Below are 17,010 nucleotides of genomic sequence, written 5' to 3' on the forward strand. Positions count from 1 at the left end.
CCGCCGTGTCGCGGCGGGCAGAGACAGGAGGCGGCGTGGCCGACGATTATCCGGCTGGCGAGACCCGGCCCCGACGGCGCGGACGCAAGGTGCTCATCGGCCTGGTCGTCCTGCTCCTCGTGGTGGCGGGTCTGCTCGTGGTCGCCGACCGGGTGGCGGTCGGCGTGGCCGAGCGGCTCATCGCCGAGCGGGTCAGCCAGGAGATCAGCAAGCAGGGCGCGCAGTCCACGGCACCCGACGTCGAGGTCGGTGGGGTGCCGTTCCTCACCCAGGTGCTCGACGGGCGGTACGAGCGCATCTCCATCTCGCTGCGGGACGTGCAGGCCTCGGTCGAGGGCGACGCCGTACGGTTGCCGGTGCTGGACGTCGACGCCCACAACGTGCGGGCCTCGCTGGACACGCTGCGTTCCGGCCAGGGTGACATCGTGGCCGACACGGTGAACGGCACCGGCACGGTCAGCTACGAGAGCCTGGCCGCGCTGCTGGACCGGCCCGGGCTCACCCTCGGCGAGCAGGGCGGCAAGCTGGCCGTCACCGCCCCGGTCGACATCCTCGGCCGGAAGTTCACCGTCGCCGGCACCGCCGACGTCACCGTCGGCGAGAACGGCAAGGTGGCCCTGCGGTTCAACAACCTGGACGCCGCGGGTCTGCCGAACCTGCCGCTGGCCCGCACGGTGCTCAACAACTACGCCAAGGGCATCTCCATCGACGTGCCGCTGCCCGACCTGCCGTTCCAACTCGCGGTCCGGAAGGTCCAGCCGTTGCCCGAGGGGCTGGCGGTCACCGCCGACGCGAAGAACGTGCCGATCAACTCCGTCAGCTGAGTGGCGCGTCAACGGTCCGGGCCGCTGGGACGACGCGGCGGCCCGGTAGCCGGCCGATTCCCGGATGGTGGTCGCTACGGTGGCAGCCCGGTCACTGGCTGGTAGGCTCCGTGACCATGGGGACCCACCTCACCAAACGGCGCGCGGTCGACCTGTGCCGCGTGGCCACCTGCCTGTGTCGCCCTGTCATCTGACGGCGGGGCTGTTTTCGGCCGCCTGACGGCGGCCACCGGCACGCAGGGTCCTCGATCCTTTCCGGTGATCCCACCGAATGCCCGGCAGCGGCGCCGTCGCACGAACCCCGTGATCCCGTCCTTCCGCTGGGTCCCGCGCGCGGTGCGACAGTTCAACCCATCGATATTCGCGCGTTGGCTCACCATCCATCCTCACCAGGGAGTGATTCGATGAGTCGCGACACCGCACTCGTATCGGCCGAGTGGGCCGAGAAGAACCTCGACGCCCCGGGCGTCGTCTTCGTCGAGGTCGACGAGGACACCTCGGCCTACGAGACCGGCCACATCACCGGCGCCATCAAGATCGACTGGAAGACCGACCTCCAGGACCAGGTTCGCCGGGACTTCGTCAACAAGACCCAGTTCGAGGCGCTGCTGTCCGAGCGGGGCATCAGCAACGACGACACCGTGATCCTCTACGGCGGCAACAACAACTGGTTCGCGGCGTACGCCTACTGGTACTTCAAGCTCTACGGTCACCGCGACGTCAAGCTGCTCGACGGTGGCCGCAAGAAGTGGGAGCTGGACGCCCGCCCGCTGGTCACCGAGACGGCGACCCGCCCGGCGACCCAGTACGTCGCGCAGGAGCCGGACACCTCCATCCGGGCCTTCCGCGACGAGGTCGTCGCCGCGATCGGCACCAAGAACCTGGTCGACGTGCGCAGCCCCGACGAGTTCGCCGGCCGGCTGCTCGCCCCCGCCCACCTTCCGCAGGAGCAGGCGCAGCGGGCCGGTCACATCCCGACGGCGATCAGCGTGCCGTGGTCCAAGGCGGCCAACGAGGACGGCACCTTCCGGTCCGACGACGAGCTGCGCAAGATCTACGGCGACGCCGGGCTGGACGACGGCAAGGAGACCATCGCGTACTGCCGGATCGGTGAGCGGTCCTCGCACACCTGGTTCGTGCTGCAGGAGCTGCTCGGTCACCGCAACGTGAAGAACTACGACGGCTCCTGGACCGAGTACGGCTCGCTGGTCGGCGTGCCGGTCGCTCTCGGCGACGAGCCCGGGGAGGCCTGACGATGACTGCTCCCACCGCTGCGGGCTGCGCCGCACCCGACCAGGCCGCGCCCCTGCCGGCCAGCCTGGACCTCGAGAAGGAAACCGTCATCACCGGCATCGTCCGCTCGGCGGCGGACGAGGTCGTGCCGGGCGCGTACGTCCGGCTGCTCGACTCCACAGGTGAGTTCACCGCCGAGGTGGTGACCTCGGCCGCCGGGCAGTTCCGGTTCTTCGCCGCGCCGGGCTCGTGGACGCTACGGGCGCTGTCCCGGCACGGCAACGGCGACGCTGCCGTCACCGCTGGCCGGGGCATCAACGAGGTGGCCGTAACCGTCGCCTGACCCACCGCTTCGATCGACCGGGGCCGGTCACCCTGCTGGGTGGCCGGCCCCGGTCGTGTGTGCGGTCAGATTCCGGTGGCTCTCGTGCAGGACGAGGCCGGGTCGAGGACGACGTCGAGGGTGTCGACGATGCCCGCCCTGACACGCGTGCGCTGCGTCTGCGGTATCCACCCGTCCTTGGCGACGATCACCTCGTAGCGACCCTTCGGCAGCCACCAGACGTACCGGCCGTTGGCGTCCGCGGTCAGCGTCCAGCCGGTGGTCGTACCCACCCGGTTCACCCGAACCGTCGCCGCGACCCCGACGGTGACCCCGGCGCAGGTGATTCCGGTGACGGTGCCCTGGATCCTGCCCCAGCTGGCCGGCGGTGACACGGTCATCCGCATCGGCACCGCGGGGACCCGGTACGGCGTGTCGGATGCGATGCCCAGCTCGCCCGAGTAGGTGCCGGGCTGGGCCACACCGGCCGAGGCCGAGGCGCGCAATGTGACGGTGACCGTCCGGGAGGCGCCCGGTGCGAGGGTGAACGTGGCGGGTTTCGTCGTCAGCCAGGGCAGGTCCGCCTCTCCGGCGCACAGCTCCAGGCCGCCGAGCCGTTCACCGTCCGTGGAGCCCACGAACGAGGACGGCGAACCACCGATCTTGTACGCGCCGCAGGCGGCGGCGCCCCGGTACCGACCGGACTGGACGTTGGGCAGGTCGCGCCAACTCCCGACCACCGGGTCGTACGCGATGGTCCGGTTGGTCACCGTGGTCGACGCGCCCGTGACCCCGCCGGCCAGGACCAGGAGGTCACCGGCCGCCGCGTACTGGGAGCCCCACAGGTCCACCGGCAGGTTCGGCAGGGGCCGCCAGGCGTCCGCCGCAGGGTCGTACCGGTAGGCGTCGGTGTAGTCGGCGTCGCCGGTGCCCCCGGCGCAGTAGACCGCGCTGCCGATGCCGCCACAGGAGAGCCAGGACACCGTGTGCGGGTACGCCGCACCGGTGCGGAACGTGCCGGTGCCCGGGTCGAAGACGACGAGCCGGTCCGATTCGGCGCAGTCGTTGTCCCGGCAGCCACCGACCAGGTAGACCTTCCCGCCGGTGACCGCCCCGCCGGCCGCCGCCACCGGGAAGGGATTACCCGCTCCGGCCAGCGTGCTCCACGTGTCCGTGGCCGGGTCGAACACGTCCACCGAGGCGACGGTCTCGTCGTCGGCGCCCCAACCACCGAAGACGTACAGCTTGCCGCCGACGGCCGCCGCGACCGGCTTGGCCCGGGCGCTCGGCATGTCGGGCAGCGCCGTCCAGGTGTCCGTGTCGGGGTCGTAGCGCCAGGCCTTTCGTTCCAGGCCGCTGCCACCGCCACCGCCGACGGAGTAGACCTTGCCGTCGAGGGTGGCCGCCGCGTTGTCGTAGACCGCCGCCGGAAGGGCCGCGATGCTGCTCCAGGCGTCCTGCGCCCGTGGCGCCGCCTCGGTTGCGGCCGGGCCGTACGCGGTGCCCGCGCGGGCCTTGCTGATCCCCTTCGTCCTCTGCTCCCGCAGTGGCGCACCGGCTTTGGACGGCAACTCGAACCGGCCGCTGCGTTCCACGAGGTTGACGGCGGCCGGCGCGCTGCCGGTGTTGCGTATCCGCAGCTTCGCGGTCCGGGTGCTGCCGTACGGCTGGTACGACTGGACGGTCGGCGGCGTGACGGTGAGCCGACCGGCGGCGAGCGCCACGTCCAGGCGACGGACGTCGTCGGCCGGCACCGTCACCGTCTCCGTGGCCACCTGGTACGGCGGTCGACTGGCGGTGAGCCGATGTGCGCCGGTCAGCCCGGAGAAGAGCCAGTAGAAGCCGTCCGGCGTCCTCGGGTCGTCCGGCGTCGGCGTGGACCTGCCGCGGTCCTGCGGGCGGTCGACGCTGACCACTGTGACGTCGTTGAGTGGGGTGTCGGTGTTGCGGTCGGTGGTCACGCCGAGCACCAGGCCGCCGGGTGCGGGCACGCAGTCACGGTTGACCACCTGTACGTCGTCCACCTGCCACCACCAGGCGAAGCTGCCGTGGAAGCGGAACCGGACCCGGACGGCGGAGGCCCCGGCCGCCGGATCGAGCGGTACCTCCTCGACGAGCGGTCCGCGTCGGCTGGTGGTCTGGTGCCAGACCGTGTTCCAGGTGGCGCCGCCGTCGGTGGAGACGTCCACGTCGGCGGTGTCGCTCACCCCGACGGCCCGCCAGTCGCTGTGGAACCGCAGGACCGGTGCCGGTGTGCCGCGCAGGTCGACGGTCGGGGTCACCAGGTCGGTGTCCTGGGTCCGGCCGGAGCCGAGACGGTCGCTGTCGGCGATGGCGAAGGCGCCGCTGCCGCCGGTGAGGTTGCCCCGCTCGCCGGCGTCGGTGAAGGTCCAGCCGCCGTCCTCGGTCCGGTTCCGCACCGACCAGCCGTCCGGGGTGGCGCTGCCGTCGAAGCTCTCGTCCAGCAGGGGCGTACCGAGGCTGCCGGTGTAGCCGGCCGCGGTGCACGAGGTCTCGACCGGTACGGCGATGTCGGCCGTCACCGGACCACCCTCGGTGACCACGTCCCGGGTGGCCGTGCGGTAGCCGGGGTAGCGGGCGGTGACGGTGAGCCGGTACGTCGTGTTGCCCGGCACGGTGAACGTGTACCAGCCGGTGGCCGGGTCGGTGAACACCGGTCCACCGGGACGGCCGGCGACCTCGATCCGTGCGTAGAGCGGCCAGCCGTGCCCGGAGGCGTCGGTGATCCGGCCACTGACGGTGACGGACGGGTTCGCGGCCAGGACGAAGTCCCGGGTGACCTCCCCGCCCTCGGTGACGGTGACGGTGGCGCTCTGGCCGGCGTACCCGTAGGCGCTGACGGCGACGGTCGCCTCGCCGGCCGGCACGGTGAGCGCGTACCTGCCGTCCGCGCCGGTGGTGACGCTGCGGGTGCCGTCGCCGACTGTCGCGCCGGCGAGCGGGTCGCCGCCTCCGGCCGCGGTGACCGTGCCGCTGATCCGCCCGACGGCGCCGCGCGGCGCGGCCGCTACCGCCGCGTACGCGTCCAGTCGGCCCTCGCCGAACACGTTGTTGTCGGCGGCGGTGCCTCCGCAGGCGGTGGCGTCGACGTCGTGGGCGGTCCGGTCCAGCAGCTCCTCGGTGGCGGCGATGTCGCCCCTGAGGGTCGGTGCGGCCGACCAGAGCAGCGCGACGGTGCCGGAAACGTGCGGCGCGGCCATCGAGGTGCCGTCGTAGGCGGCGTAGGAGTTGTCGGGGACGCTGGAGCGCACGTTGCTGCCCGGTGCGGCGACGTTCGGCTTGTACGACCGCGCGTCGGTTCCGCCGCCCCGGCCGGAGAAGTCGGAGATGGTGTTCTGCACGTCGTACGAGCCGACCGCGTACGCGTCGGCGTTGTCTCCGGGTGAGCCGGCGCTGCCGCAGGCCGGACCGTCGTTGCCGGCGGAGAAGACTCCGAAGATGCCGGCTGCACGCCAGGCCGCGACGGTCTGCTGGAACCACGGGTCGCCCCCGGCGCCGCCCCAGGAGTTGTTGACCACGTCGGGGCGTAGGTCGGGGCGGGGGTTCTGCCCGTCCAGGTCGGTCGGGGCCAGCACCCACTGGCCGGCCGCGAGCAGCGAGGCGTCGGTGCACGAGTCGGTCTCGCAGCCCTTCGCGGCGATCCACTTCGCGCCGGGAGCGACGCCGATCTGGTTGCCCGCTCCGTCGTCGCCGACCATCGTGCCCATGGTGTGCGTGCCGTGGCCGGCGTTGTCGCAGGGCGCCGCGCTCGGGCAGACGCCGGCCGGGTCGTACCAGTTGTGGTCGTGGTCGAAGGTGCCACCGCCGAGGTTGCCGCGGTACGTCCCGACCAGCGCCGGATGGTCGTACTGGGCGCCGCTGTCGATGGTGGCGACGACCACGCCGTCGCCCCGGTCGCCGAGTTCGCTCCACACCCGCGGGGCGTTGATGTTGGTGAGCCCCCACTCCGGGCCGTTCGCCTCCGCGCGGCTGCCGGTGGCGGGCGTCGGTCGCAGCAGCGGGTAGCTGCGGCTGGGCTCGATTCTCGCCACCTCGGGCCGCTTGGCGATCTCGTCGAGCAGCCCGCGATCACCTGTCACGCGTACCGCGTTGGCGATCCAGTACGCGGTGTGTGGCGCCTTGCGGCTGGTGAGCAGCTTGCGCAGACCCTTCTGGGTGCGCGTGGCGGTCGTGGTGAGCAGGCGGTGCACCTCGCGGGCCCGGTCGTCCGGGTCACGCAGCTTGGCGGTCCTCGCCACCGGCGCGGTGCTGCGCAGGTAGACCAGGAAGGTGCCGCTGCCCGTCGTGCCGAGTTGGCGGAGCAGTCGCTGGTCGACGCGGGCGGGCGCGGGTCTGGGTTGGGTGGCGACTGCGGGCTGGGCGGTGAGGGCCAGCAGGGCGGTGCCGCATGCCACGGCGGTCCGCCAGACAGCGGATCTCGGGTTCGATGGTCGGAGCACTGTTCCTCCCCACATGGGGTCCCGATGGGTTCGGGACCTGCTCGGACGGTGCTCAATGACTAACGATCGGCCGGTGACCTGGCGTTATTCAGACCGAGTGGCAGGTTGTCGGGCCGTGGGCCACTGCCATTCGGAGCGGAGGACAGCTCGTGACACCATGGCCGGGTGAGCGGTGCTGTCCAGACGGGTTGGCCCCCGTCGAGCGACCCCGCCCCGCCGGCACACGCCCGGCGTGGGCGGCGCTGGCTGCTGGTCGGGACCGTGTTGTGGGCCCTGCTGCTGGCCGGGCTCACCTGGCTGTCGGTCCGCAACGACCCGCCGACGGTGCGCGAGCAGCGCACGCTCGCCGAGGCCGTCCCGGTGGTCGAGCGGGCGGTCGGTGAGCTGGTCCGTGCCGCGGGGACAGCCGGGTTGCTGGAGCTGGGTCCGGCGCGGGTCAGCGCGGGATGCCGCGTCACCCCGCTCGCCGACGGCGCGAGGCTGCGTCGCGAGGTCGGTGTGCTGGCGCCCGCCGGCACCGAGCGGACCGTGCTGACCGCCATCGCCGATCGACTGCCGGCGACCTGGCGGGCGGGGGTCGGTCCCGGACTGGACGGCCCGGAACTGCGCGCCGACGCCGGAGAGTTCGTCGCCGTCGAGGGGCGGCCGACCGGGGACGGGCGGCTGCGGTTGACCGTCGACACCGGCTGTCGGCCGCCGGGCGCCGGCTACGAGCCCGCGCCGGCCACCGCCGCCGGCCCGGAAGCGGCGGCCCTCACGGCTGCGCTGACCGCGCTGAACCGTCCGGCCGACGGCGCACCCGAGCTGGTCACCGCGCCGTGCCCGGACGGCACGCTGGCCCGTACCGCACGGTCCGCCGCCGGCTCAGGTCCGGCCACGGCCAGCGCACTCGCCCCGCTGGCCGGCGGCAACCCACTGCTGGACAACCCCCCGGTGTACGCGTACCGCGCCGGCGACGCGACCGTGCTGGCCGAATTCGGCCCGGACGCCGCACGGGTGGCCGCCACCGTCGGCTGCCCCGGTTGAGTCGCCGGGTCAGCCGGCCGTCTCCTGGTCCTGCGGACCCCGGCTGCGACCCAACGCGTCGACGCGGCCCCAGCGGCCGGGGATGTCCAGCAGTTCCACCCGGCCCATCCCCGGCGGTACGGCCGGATCGATGATCAGGTGTTCGCCCTGCGGTTCCAGCCCGAGCATCACCCGCAGCAACAACAGCGGGGTGCCGCTCGACCAGGCCTGCGGGCTGCACGCGGTGGGGTACTCCACCGGGTAGCCCGTGCGGCTGCGGGCGTACCCGGCGAACGCCTCCGGCAGCCGCCCGTCGAAGTACTCCGACGCGGCCAGCATCGCGTCGCAGATCCGCCCGGCCTCCTCCCGGTAGCCGTACCGGCTCAGTCCCCAGGCGATGATCGAGTTGTCGAACGGCCAGACGGTACCCACGTGGTAGCCGATCGGGTTGTAACGGCCCTCGCCCTCGGCGAGTGTCCGCACCCCCCAACCGGAGAAGAGCCGTGGCCCGAGCAGATGTTCGACCACCTTGCCGGCCCGGGACTCGTCCACGATCCCGCTCCACAGCAGGTGCCCGATGTTCGACGTCAGGGCGTCGACCTGCTGTCCGTCGGCGTCCAGGGCGAGCGCGTAGTACCCGCGGTCGGCGATCCAGAAGTCGCGGTTGAACCGCTGCTTGAGCGCCGCCGCCTCCCGCTCCAGCCGGTCGGCGTACGCCGGGTCGTTCCAGACCTCGCGCGCCAGGCGGGCGGCACGGATCTTCGCGTCGTACGCGTAGCCCTGCAACTCGCAGGTGGCCCGGGGGAAGCCGGGCATCCGGCCGTCGGCGTACGAGATGGCGTCCCAGGAGTCCTTCCAGCACTGGTTCTGTAGCCCGGTCTCCGGGTTGCGGGTGCGGTACCAGAGGTAGCCGGTGCCGAGCAGGTCGCCGTAGGTGTCGATCCACGCCAGTGCGGAGCGGATCTGCGGCTCCAATTGCTTGACCAGCGCGGTGTCACCGGTCCAGCGCTCGTACTCGTCGATCAGGATGACGAACAGCGGCGTCGAGTCGGCCGAACCGTAGTACGGCGAGTGGGGCTGCTCCTCGAAGCCGGCCGTCTCGCCGTACCGCAGCTCGTGCAGGATCTTGCCGGGCTCCTCGTCCCGGAAGTCGTCCACCCGATGGCCCTGCAGGCCGCCCAGCATGCTGATGGTCGGCGGGATCAGCTGCGGCAGGAACGGCAACACCTGCAACGAGGTGATGATGCTGTCCCGGCCGAACAGGGTCATGAACCACGGCAACCCGGCGGCGATCAGCCGTGTGCCCAGGGCGATCGACTCGTAGCGCAGCGCGGCCAGGTCGTTGAGGCTGCGCCGGTACGCCCCGGCCAGCGGCTCGCAGTCACAGCCGAGCGTGGGCGCCCGGTCGATCAGCGCCCGGTGTTCGGCGCGGATGGCGTCCCCGCCGCGGCTGCCCGAGAACGGCAGGGTGGTCCGGATGTCCTCGCCCCGTGCCCCGTAGACGATGGTGGAGATGTGCAGCCGGGTCGTCCACTCGCTGTTGCGGTGGATCCGGACGCGGAAGGTCATCCCGGCGACGTCGACCTGCGCCGGCACCGTCGAGCGGATCTGGGTCTCCCGGTGGAAGCCCTCCCGCCGGTACGTCAGGCGCAGCTCGTTGTCGGTCACCTCGACCGTCGTCCGGCCCACCTTCTGCCGGGCGTGCTTGATCTCGAACAGGTCGGCGAAGTCGCTGCCCATCTCGATCCGGACGGTGAACTCGGCCTCCTCGCCGGAGTGGTTGAGGACGGTCAGCTCCTCGTCGAAGCCACTTCCGATCTCCCGGCTGCGGATCACCGAAGCCTTGGCGTCCAGGTAGTGGGTGGGTTCGCCGGGCGCGAGGAAGAACGTGGTCCGGTACGACTCGCTGGCGTCCACGGAGAGGGCGTGCAGCCGCTGGCCGTCGAGGGTGAGCACCCAGCTCGACAGGAAGCGCGTGTCGAAGGAGAACAGCCCGGTCGGGAAGTCGAAGGACGGCTCGATGTCCCCGCGATGGTCGGTGACCAGGAAGGTGTTGCCGTCCAGGATGCTGACGAGGTCCTTCACGAACGCCGCCCGACTGCCTCGCGGGCGACCTCGCACGGGTCCCTCGTGCCCGGCGGGTCCGGGAAGAAGCGGCGGAAGGCCAGGAAGAGCACCACGTCACCGCTGAAGGTGCTCTCGTTGCGCAGCACGGCGGCGAGCGCCTGGGCCTCGCCGGTGATCAACCTGTCGAACAGGGTCGAACTGCTGTACCAGATGGCGTCGGCGGCACCCCGTTCGCGACTGCTCTGGATTGCGCCCGGCCGCATCCGGACCAGCCAGTGCTCGGTCTGGTGGCCATTGCCGAGGTCGATCTGGAGGGTTCCCGCGACCAGGCCGCGCAGGACCGTCGGGGCGCGCTCCGGCAGGGATTCGAAGAACCGCTGGGTCGCCTCGGTCACATTCGAATCGTAGGCAGCGCTTCGGGTTGCCGGGTCGGTATCCGAACTCCGCCACCCGGCTGAGTGAAGGATCAGTACACGAGCGCCTGTGCGCCCTCGGCCAACGCCTCCTCGACGAACACCGCGGCACCCGCGATCCGCACGCCGGGCAGTACGTCGTCCGGGCCGATCTCCCGGCGGGCCGCGCACTGGGTGCAGGCGGTCACCCGACCGCTGGTCAGGATGACGTGCAGCAGCTCGGCCAGCGGTGCGGAGTGCGGCAGCTCGAATTCCTGGGCGCGGCCGGGCAGCGCGAACCAGGTCGACTCCCCGGTCAGCCAGAGCGAGACGTCCACGCCGGCCGCGACCGCCGTGGCGGCGACCGTGAACGCCTGGGCGCAGCGCTCCGGGGCGTCCGCCCCGGCGGTGACCTTGACGACGAGAGAGCGGGCCATGAGGCCCAGCATAGGATGGTCGGGATGGTTACCGAGATCGGGTTCGTCAGCCTGCTGGTCGCCGGCCTGGGCGGACTCGCCGGTGGCCTGGTCTACCTGGCAGTGAAGATTTCGAGGGGACGCTGGTGAGCGCGAGGAGTGAGCCGGGTTTGCGAGCCCCGCAGTCGCGAACGAAAGGTGGCTCCGCGTGAGCGACGAGAATCCGCTGCAACCGCCGTGGCTGAACGCGCCTCCGGTCGACGAGTACCCGTACGAGGAGAGCTACGACCTGCGCGTCGGCCCGAAGCTGCACCCCGCGCTGGACGGCCTGCTGCCGTACGTCGGTCTGTGGCGCGGTCGGGGCAAGGGTGGCTTCCCCACCATCGAGGACTTCGACTACGCGCAGGAGATCCGGATCAGCCACGACGGCCGACCGTTCCTGCACTACGAGTCGCGGGCCTGGATCCTCGACGAGCAGAGCCGGCCCGTCCGCCCGGCCGGGCGTGAGGTCGGCTGGTGGCGGCCGGTGCTGGTGGACGGCCGGGCCACCGACGAGTTGGAGGCCCTGCTGACGACTCCGACCGGTGTGATGGAGTTGCACCTCGGCAAGCGCTCCGGCACCCAGGTCGAGTTCACCACCGACGCGGTGGTGCGGACGGCGACCGCCAAGGAGGTCACCGGAGGCCACCGTCTCTTCGGCATCGTCGAGGGCGCGTTGCTCTACGCCCAGGAGATGGCCGCGCTGGGTCACCCGCTCAGCCCGCACCTCTCGGCGCGGCTCGTCCGGGTCGGCGGCTGACGCTCAATCGACGGGGAAACCCAGCAGTTCGTGCAGGGCGGGGGTACGCGGGCAGCGGTCCCGGCGTACCCCGTCCAGCATCCGCACCTCGGCGAGTCCGCGTACCGAGGAGCTGAACCAGACCCCGTCGGCGGTGTGCAGCTCCTCGGGCGTCACCATCCGCTCGGCCCCGTTCAGGCCCAGTTCGTGCGCGTGAGCGAGCAGCCAGGCGGCGGTCGTGCCGGGCAGGATGCCGGTGGTGGCGGCGGGCACCGTGCAGATCGTGTCGCCGGTGAGCCACACCACGTTGGCGATCGGCCCCTCCAGGGCGTACCCGTCCGACGAGACCCAGAGCACGTCGTCCACCCCAGCCCGTCGAGCCCAGCGGCGGGCGGCGCTGTTGACCGCGTACGAGGTGGATTTGATGCCTGTCGGCAGCCAGTCCAAGCCGGTACGTGCGTCGGCGGGCACCCCCAGCGGCAGGATGGCCACGGTTATCCCGTTCCGACGGGCCGTCAGTGACGACTCCGGCACCGCGCTCAGCGTGGTGTAGACGGTCGGCGGGCCGCCGGCCTCCGAGCCCCGGGTGCAGACCAGACGCAACGCGCCCTCCACCTCCGCCGGCCAGCCGGCGAGCACCGAGTCGAGCAGATCGGTGAGCGTGTCGGTCGGAGGCAGCTCCAGGTCGACGGCCGCTGCCGCCGTGACCAGCCGGGCCAGGTGCTCGTCGCGCAGCCACGGCCGCCCGTGGCGCAGGTGCATCGACTCGAAGAGCCCGTCGCCGCGCAGGACGCCCAGGTCGTCGCCGCGGAGAACGGGTTCGTCCGCCGGGATCGGGCCGCGCCCCAGCACGGCGATCCGTGTGCTCGGCGTGGCCGGGACATTACCGACGGACGACGTCACCATGACCGTCGAGCGTAGCGGCGGTCGGCGGCGCGCAGGAGGTCGGCGCGATTGCCGAACTATGATCGGACGGTGTCCGAATCCTCCCTCGCGGAAATGCTCCGGGCCCGTGGGCTGCGGCTGACGGCCCAACGGCAGCTCGTCCTGCAGGCGGTGCTCGATCTGGGCCACGCCACCCCGGAGCGGGTGCACGCCGCCGTCCGGGAGGTCGCGGCCGGGGTCAACATCACCACCATCTACCGCACGCTGGAGCTGCTGGAACGGCTCGGCCTGGTGACGCACACGCACCTCTCGCACGGTTCGCCGACCTACCACGCGGCGGGTGAGCACCAACACGTCCACCTGGTCTGTCGGGAGTGCGGCGCGATCGACGAGATCGATCCGGAGCTGCTCCGTCCGCTCGCCGAGCAGTTGGAGGCGCAGCGGGGATTCCGGGTGGACATCGGGCACGTGTCACTCTTCGGCGTCTGCGGCCGTTGCGAGAACGGGGACCACAAATGATCGACATCGCGGGTGTGGTGGCCGTCGAGAGCATCGACGAGGCCAGTCGCGACCAGCCCGACCCCGCGCACGTCGCGGCGGGCGTACGGGGCGTGGCGGCCCACTACGGCGATCCGCTTCGCGAGCAGCGTGTGCTGGACACCGAGGTCGGTCTTGTCGACAGGTCACACCGGGGGATCATCGCGGTGCCCGGCGAGGAGCGTGCCGGTTGGCTGCACACGATCACCTCGCAGCACCTGTCGACGCTGTCCGCCGGTGAGGGCACCGAGCTGCTGGTGCTCTCCCCGCACGGGCACGTCGAGCAGCACGCCCTGGTCGCCGAGGACGGCGAGACAACCTGGCTGGACACCGAGCCGGGGGCGACGGATGGCCTGCTGTCGTACCTGGAGAAGATGCGGTTCTTCAGCAAGGTCGAGCCCCGCGACGCGACCGCCGAACGGGCGCTGCTGTCGCTGGTCGGACCGGCGGCGACGGAGGCCCTGGGCACGCTGGGCGTGACCGGGCTGGCCGCACCGGACCTGGTCCCGGTGCCGGGTCCGAAGTTCGCCGCCGGCGCCGTGCCGCCTCGGGCGGGCATCCGGTACGACGTCCGCCCGCTGCCGATCGGCGGCTGGGCGCGACGTGGCCTCCTCGGCGTCGACCTGCTGGTGCCCCGCTCGGCGATGGAGCAGGTGGTCGCCGAGTTGCGCGGCGCGGGCGTGCCGGTCGCCGGCCTGTGGGCGTACGAGGCGATCCGGGTGGCCGCCCGGCAGCCCCGGGTCGGGGTGGACACCGACCACCGGACCATCCCGGCCGAGGTGGACCTGATCGGTCCGGCCGTACACCTGGACAAGGGCTGCTACCGGGGTCAGGAGACGGTCGCCCGGGTGCACAACCTGGGCCGGCCGCCGCGTCGCCTGGTGCTGCTGCACCTCGACGGGGTGACCACCGACCAGCCGCCGACCGCCGGTACGCCGGTGACCCTCGACGGTCGGGCGGTGGGTTTCGTGGGCACCGCGGTGCTGCACCACGAGCTGGGCCAGGTCGCCCTCGCCGTCCTGAAGCGGAACGTCCCGGACGACGCCGCGCTGATGATCGGCGAGAGCGCGGCGGCGATCGACCCGTCCTGACCGGCACGTCTAGGATCGCCGGCATGACGACAGGGACGTTGATCACGGTGGCCCCGACCGGCGCGGAGTCGGCCAAGGCGGAGGTGCCGGCGCTGCCGGTGACGCTTGACGAGCTGCTGCGCACCGCCAAGGAGTGCGAGGCGCTCGGCGCCGCCGTGATCCACGTCCACATCCGCGACGACGAGGCCCGGCCGACCCTCGACCCGGCCCGCCTGGCCGAGACGGTGGCGGCGCTGCGGCAGAGCACCGACCTGATCGTGCAGCTCTCCTCCGGCGGCGCGGTGACCGACCCGGAGGCGTCCCGGCTCGCCGTGCTCGACGCTCGCCCGGACATGGCCTCCTGCACGATGGGCACTGTCAACTTCGGTGACGACGTCTTCCTCAACCGCTGGGAGTTCATCGTCGATCTGCACACCCGGATGCAGGAGCGCGGGATCGTGCCGGAGTACGAGATCTTCGACCTCGGCCACCTGTCCGCGTTGCAGCGGCTGCTCGGCAGGTACGGGCTGCCGGCCGGTGGGCACGTGCACGTGGACTTCGTGATGGGTGTGCCGGGCGGCATGCCGGGCACCGCCGAGACGCTCGTCGCCGCACACCGGATGCTGCGGGACCTGCCCGAGGGCACCACGTTCTCGGCCACCGGCATCGGTCGCAGCACGATTCCGGTGCTGCTGGCCTCGCTGTCGACCGGCGGGCACCTGCGGGTCGGCATGGAGGACACGGTGACGTACGCCAAGGGCCGCCCGGTCGAGTCCAACATGCAGTTGGTCGCCCGCGCGGTCGGCTTCGCCCAGCTCGCGCAGCGGCCGCCGCTGACCACGACCGAGGCCCGCGCGCTGCTCGGCCTGTAAGGGCGAGGGCTTTCCGCGCCCCTGTCACCCGGGCGGTGGACGGCCTGGTCACCCCGCCGACGGACAGTCCAGCCTCCTGGGTACCGTCCAGCACGTGGGAAAGACGTACGAGGGCGGCGTACCGCTCGCCGAGGTGGTCCGGTCCGGGTTCGTGGAGGGCGGGCACCGCGGTTCGGTGGTGGTGCTGGACGCGACCGGGGCGCCGCTGGCCGCCGCCGGGGACGTGACCGCGCCGATCTTCCCGCGTTCGGCCAGCAAGCCGATGCAGACGATCGGGATGCTCCGCGCCGGACTGCCGCTCACCGAGCCGGCCGACCTGGCGCTGGTCTCGGCGAGCCACGCGGGGGAGGACTTCCACCTGGCCCGGGTCGGCGCGCTGCTCGACCGGGCCGGGCTGGACGCCTCAGCGCTGCACTGCCCGCCCGACCTGCCGGCCGGGGCGGCGGCCCGGGAAGCGGTGCTGCGCGCCGGGGGCGGACCGAACCGGGTGCAGATGAACTGCTCCGGCAAGCACAGCGGGATGCTGCTGACCTGTTCGGCCGCCGGTTGGCCGCACGACGGCTACTGGCGGCCGGAGCACCCGTTGCAGCAGGGGCTGCGGGCCGCGGTCGAGGAGTTCACCGGCGAGCCGGCGGCGGCGGTGGGGGTGGACGGCTGCGGCGCTCCCGTGCTCGCGGTGTCGCTGACCGGCCTGGCCGGGGCGTACCTCCGGCTGGTCGATGCCGAGCCCGGCTCGGCGCCGCGCCGGGTCGCCGACGCGATGCGCGCCCACCCGGAGATCGTGGGTGGCACCCAGGCCGACGACACCCGGCTGATGCGCGGCGTTCCGGGCCTGCTGGCCAAGGTCGGTGCCGAGGGCGTGTTCGCGGTCGGACTGCCGGGCGTCGGCGCGGTCGCTCTCAAAATCGACGACGGGGCCGACCGGGCCCGGATGCCGGTGCTGGTCTCGGCCCTGCGGCGGCTCGGCGTGGAGGCCCCCGTGCTGACCGAGTACGCCGAGGTGCCCCTGTTCGGCGGCGGCCTCCCAGTCGGCGCAATCCGCCCCCTCTGGTGAACCACCCCACCCCACCCCACCCCACCCCGCCCCGCCCCACCCCACCCCGCCCCGCCCCACAGCCGGGCCACGGCTGTCATGGCTGTCACGGCGACCCCGCCCGTGATCATGAAGTTATTGCCACGACACGCCGTCGCGGATGGCAACAACTTCATGATCAACGGGGTGATGCAGTGGGCCCGAGCCTGAGCCCGAGCGCGGCAGCGTTGGGGTGCGGGTTGCTCAGGGCAGGAAGTCGAGCAGGGCCGCGTTGACCGGCTCCGGACGCTCCAGCGGCAGCAGGTGAGCGGCGTCCGGTACGTCCGGTAGTCGTACCGCGTTGGGGGCTTCGGCGGCGATCCGGTCGGCGAGCCGGCGGATGTCCGGCACGTCCGCCGCGCCGGCGGCGACCAGGACGGGGATCTTCAGCTCGCCGAGACGTCCGATCGCCGGAGGCGTCAGCTCGCCCACCTCCACCGCGCCGAGTGCCAGTTCCGCGGCCAGGGCGCGCTGGTCCATCTCCTGTGCCAACGCCAGCAGGTCGGCGTCGACGTCGGCGGGCTGACGTGCCGGGCCGACCACCCAGAAGCGCACCTCGCCGGCCGCGCCCGCGACGAAGTCGTCCGGGTCGACCTCGCCGACCAGGTCGTCCCAGAGGTCGTTGGCTTCCTCGGACCACTCGTTGCCGGAGACCGCCGTGTCGAACAGGGCGAGCGCGCTCACCCGGTCCGGGTGCGCCAGGGCGGTGTCGACGGCCACCGATCCACCGAAGGAGCAGCCGACCAGGGCGGCCTGGGGCAGGTCGAGGGCGTCCAGCAGACCGGCGACGTCGTCGTGGTGCGCGAACGGCGTCGGCGGTAGCTCCGAGTCCCCGTATCCGCGCAGGTCAGGGACGATCACCCGGTGTCGGGTGGCGAGCGCGGGCAGGACGTCCCGCCACATCCGCCGGTCCGCGATGCCGGCGTGCAGCAGAACGACGGGCGAACCGCTGCCGGCCTCGTCGTACGCGATGACTGCTCCATTGACTGTGATCTTGTGCACCACCGGACCGTACGGACCGGGCGGGGCGGCACGCAAACGGGACGCTGAGACTTTGCTAACTCTGGCTAGCATTTT

Annotated in this window: 17 protein-coding genes; 11 read left to right on the forward strand and 6 right to left on the reverse strand. The window is 72.4% G+C overall.

Annotation, left to right across the window (positions count from 1 at the left end; translation table 11 throughout):
- Nucleotides 1–35: 35 nt before the first annotated feature.
- The 4 genes from ABZU91_RS20580 to ABZU91_RS20595 all read left to right on the forward strand — a co-directional run bounded on the left by ABZU91_RS20580 (nucleotide 36) and on the right by ABZU91_RS20595 (nucleotide 2,400).
- Nucleotides 36–824 carry a DUF2993 domain-containing protein gene (locus ABZU91_RS20580; RefSeq protein ID WP_355242604.1) on the forward strand — a complete coding sequence of 263 codons (789 nt, stop codon included), beginning with the start codon at nucleotides 36–38 and terminating at the stop codon, nucleotides 822–824.
- A gap of 116 nt (nucleotides 825–940) precedes the next feature.
- Nucleotides 941–1,018: an Ms5788A family Cys-rich leader peptide gene (locus ABZU91_RS20585; protein WP_310503780.1), complete on the forward strand. Its 78-nt coding sequence runs from the start codon at nucleotides 941–943 to the stop codon at nucleotides 1,016–1,018.
- A gap of 210 nt (nucleotides 1,019–1,228) precedes the next feature.
- Nucleotides 1,229–2,077 (forward strand): sulfurtransferase, encoded by an 849-nt coding sequence (locus ABZU91_RS20590; RefSeq protein ID WP_355242607.1) that lies wholly within the window; start codon nucleotides 1,229–1,231, stop codon nucleotides 2,075–2,077.
- A 2-nt stretch (nucleotides 2,078–2,079) separates the two neighbouring features.
- On the forward strand, nucleotides 2,080–2,400 hold the full coding sequence (locus ABZU91_RS20595) for a DUF1416 domain-containing protein (RefSeq protein WP_355242610.1): 321 nt from the start codon (nucleotides 2,080–2,082) through the stop codon (nucleotides 2,398–2,400).
- Nucleotides 2,401–2,465: 65 nt separating this feature from the next.
- Here ABZU91_RS20595 and ABZU91_RS20600 read toward each other — a convergent pair whose 3' ends face one another.
- Nucleotides 2,466–6,839 (reverse strand): S8 family serine peptidase, encoded by a 4,374-nt coding sequence (locus tag ABZU91_RS20600; RefSeq protein WP_355242613.1) that lies wholly within the window; start codon nucleotides 6,837–6,839, stop codon nucleotides 2,466–2,468.
- A gap of 261 nt (nucleotides 6,840–7,100) precedes the next feature.
- On the opposite strand from ABZU91_RS20600, the gene ABZU91_RS20605 reads away from it, so the two are divergent.
- Nucleotides 7,101–7,865 carry a hypothetical protein gene (locus tag ABZU91_RS20605; RefSeq protein WP_355242701.1) on the forward strand — a complete coding sequence of 255 codons (765 nt, stop codon included), beginning with the start codon at nucleotides 7,101–7,103 and terminating at the stop codon, nucleotides 7,863–7,865.
- Nucleotides 7,866–7,874: 9 nt separating this feature from the next.
- On the opposite strand, the gene ABZU91_RS20610 is transcribed toward ABZU91_RS20605, so the two are convergent.
- The 3 genes from ABZU91_RS20610 to ABZU91_RS20620 all read right to left on the reverse strand — a co-directional run bounded on the left by ABZU91_RS20610 (nucleotide 7,875) and on the right by ABZU91_RS20620 (nucleotide 10,752).
- Nucleotides 7,875–9,929 (reverse strand): glycogen debranching N-terminal domain-containing protein, encoded by a 2,055-nt coding sequence (locus ABZU91_RS20610; RefSeq protein WP_355242616.1) that lies wholly within the window; start codon nucleotides 9,927–9,929, stop codon nucleotides 7,875–7,877.
- Nucleotides 9,926–10,306 (reverse strand): SCP2 sterol-binding domain-containing protein, encoded by a 381-nt coding sequence (locus ABZU91_RS20615; RefSeq protein WP_355242619.1) that lies wholly within the window; start codon nucleotides 10,304–10,306, stop codon nucleotides 9,926–9,928. Before ABZU91_RS20615 ends, ABZU91_RS20610 begins: the two co-directional genes overlap by 4 nt.
- A 71-nt stretch (nucleotides 10,307–10,377) precedes the next feature.
- Entirely contained in the window at nucleotides 10,378–10,752 is a 375-nt protein-coding gene (locus ABZU91_RS20620) for a DsrE family protein (RefSeq protein WP_007465736.1), read from the reverse strand.
- 12 nt (nucleotides 10,753–10,764) lie between these two features.
- Between ABZU91_RS20620 and mtfM the strand changes: the two genes are divergently transcribed.
- A complete protein-coding gene (mtfM, locus tag ABZU91_RS20625) occupies nucleotides 10,765–10,869 on the forward strand; it encodes a small membrane protein MtfM (RefSeq protein ID WP_305076120.1) in 105 nt (34 codons plus the stop codon).
- A 58-nt stretch (nucleotides 10,870–10,927) separates the two neighbouring features.
- On the forward strand, nucleotides 10,928–11,518 hold the full coding sequence (locus ABZU91_RS20630) for an FABP family protein (RefSeq protein WP_355242622.1): 591 nt from the start codon (nucleotides 10,928–10,930) through the stop codon (nucleotides 11,516–11,518).
- Between the two features lie 3 nt (nucleotides 11,519–11,521).
- On the opposite strand, the gene ABZU91_RS20635 is transcribed toward ABZU91_RS20630, so the two are convergent.
- Complete coding sequence (locus ABZU91_RS20635; protein ID WP_355242624.1) at nucleotides 11,522–12,403, reverse strand: aminotransferase class IV; 882 nt, start codon at nucleotides 12,401–12,403, stop codon at nucleotides 11,522–11,524.
- 93 nt (nucleotides 12,404–12,496) lie between these two features.
- Between ABZU91_RS20635 and ABZU91_RS20640 the strand changes: the two genes are divergently transcribed.
- The 4 genes from ABZU91_RS20640 to ABZU91_RS20655 all read left to right on the forward strand — a co-directional run bounded on the left by ABZU91_RS20640 (nucleotide 12,497) and on the right by ABZU91_RS20655 (nucleotide 15,915).
- Nucleotides 12,497–12,901 carry a Fur family transcriptional regulator gene (locus tag ABZU91_RS20640; protein WP_355242704.1) on the forward strand — a complete coding sequence of 135 codons (405 nt, stop codon included), beginning with the start codon at nucleotides 12,497–12,499 and terminating at the stop codon, nucleotides 12,899–12,901.
- Nucleotides 12,898–14,010, forward strand: a complete 1,113-nt coding sequence (locus ABZU91_RS20645) for a folate-binding protein (RefSeq protein ID WP_355242627.1) — start codon at nucleotides 12,898–12,900, stop codon at nucleotides 14,008–14,010. The genes ABZU91_RS20640 and ABZU91_RS20645 overlap by 4 nt, the downstream gene beginning before the upstream one ends.
- Before the next feature lie 23 nt (nucleotides 14,011–14,033).
- Nucleotides 14,034–14,861, forward strand: coding sequence for a 3-keto-5-aminohexanoate cleavage protein (locus ABZU91_RS20650; protein ID WP_355242630.1), 828 nt, complete (start codon nucleotides 14,034–14,036; stop codon nucleotides 14,859–14,861).
- Between the two features lie 94 nt (nucleotides 14,862–14,955).
- Nucleotides 14,956–15,915: an asparaginase gene (locus ABZU91_RS20655; RefSeq protein WP_355242633.1), complete on the forward strand. Its 960-nt coding sequence runs from the start codon at nucleotides 14,956–14,958 to the stop codon at nucleotides 15,913–15,915.
- A gap of 222 nt (nucleotides 15,916–16,137) precedes the next feature.
- Here ABZU91_RS20655 and ABZU91_RS20660 read toward each other — a convergent pair whose 3' ends face one another.
- Nucleotides 16,138–16,935, reverse strand: a complete 798-nt coding sequence (locus ABZU91_RS20660; protein ID WP_355242636.1) for an alpha/beta hydrolase — start codon at nucleotides 16,933–16,935, stop codon at nucleotides 16,138–16,140.
- Between the last annotated feature and the right edge of the window lie 75 nt (nucleotides 16,936–17,010).

It is taken from the genome of Micromonospora sp. NPDC005174 (genome assembly GCF_040608495.1).
Lineage (GTDB): Bacteria > Actinomycetota > Actinomycetes > Mycobacteriales > Micromonosporaceae > Micromonospora.

Bases quoted from the DNA above. Each gene is read 5' to 3' on its own strand.
- ABZU91_RS20585 (WP_310503780.1), top strand. From the start codon at position 941: ATGGGGACCCACCTCACCAAACGGCGCGCGGTCGACCTGTGCCGCGTG.
- mtfM (WP_305076120.1), top strand. From the start codon at position 10,765: ATGGTTACCGAGATCGGGTTCGTCAGCCTGCTGGTCGCCGGCCTGGGC.
- ABZU91_RS20620 (WP_007465736.1), bottom strand. From the start codon at position 10,752: ATGCTGGGCCTCATGGCCCGCTCTCTCGTCGTCAAGGTCACCGCCGGG.
- ABZU91_RS20640 (WP_355242704.1), top strand. From the start codon at position 12,497: ATGCTCCGGGCCCGTGGGCTGCGGCTGACGGCCCAACGGCAGCTCGTC.
- ABZU91_RS20635 (WP_355242624.1), bottom strand. From the start codon at position 12,403: ATGGTGACGTCGTCCGTCGGTAATGTCCCGGCCACGCCGAGCACACGG.
- ABZU91_RS20595 (WP_355242610.1), top strand. From the start codon at position 2,080: ATGACTGCTCCCACCGCTGCGGGCTGCGCCGCACCCGACCAGGCCGCG.
- ABZU91_RS20645 (WP_355242627.1), top strand. From the start codon at position 12,898: ATGATCGACATCGCGGGTGTGGTGGCCGTCGAGAGCATCGACGAGGCC.
- ABZU91_RS20650 (WP_355242630.1), top strand. From the start codon at position 14,034: ATGACGACAGGGACGTTGATCACGGTGGCCCCGACCGGCGCGGAGTCG.
- ABZU91_RS20590 (WP_355242607.1), top strand. From the start codon at position 1,229: ATGAGTCGCGACACCGCACTCGTATCGGCCGAGTGGGCCGAGAAGAAC.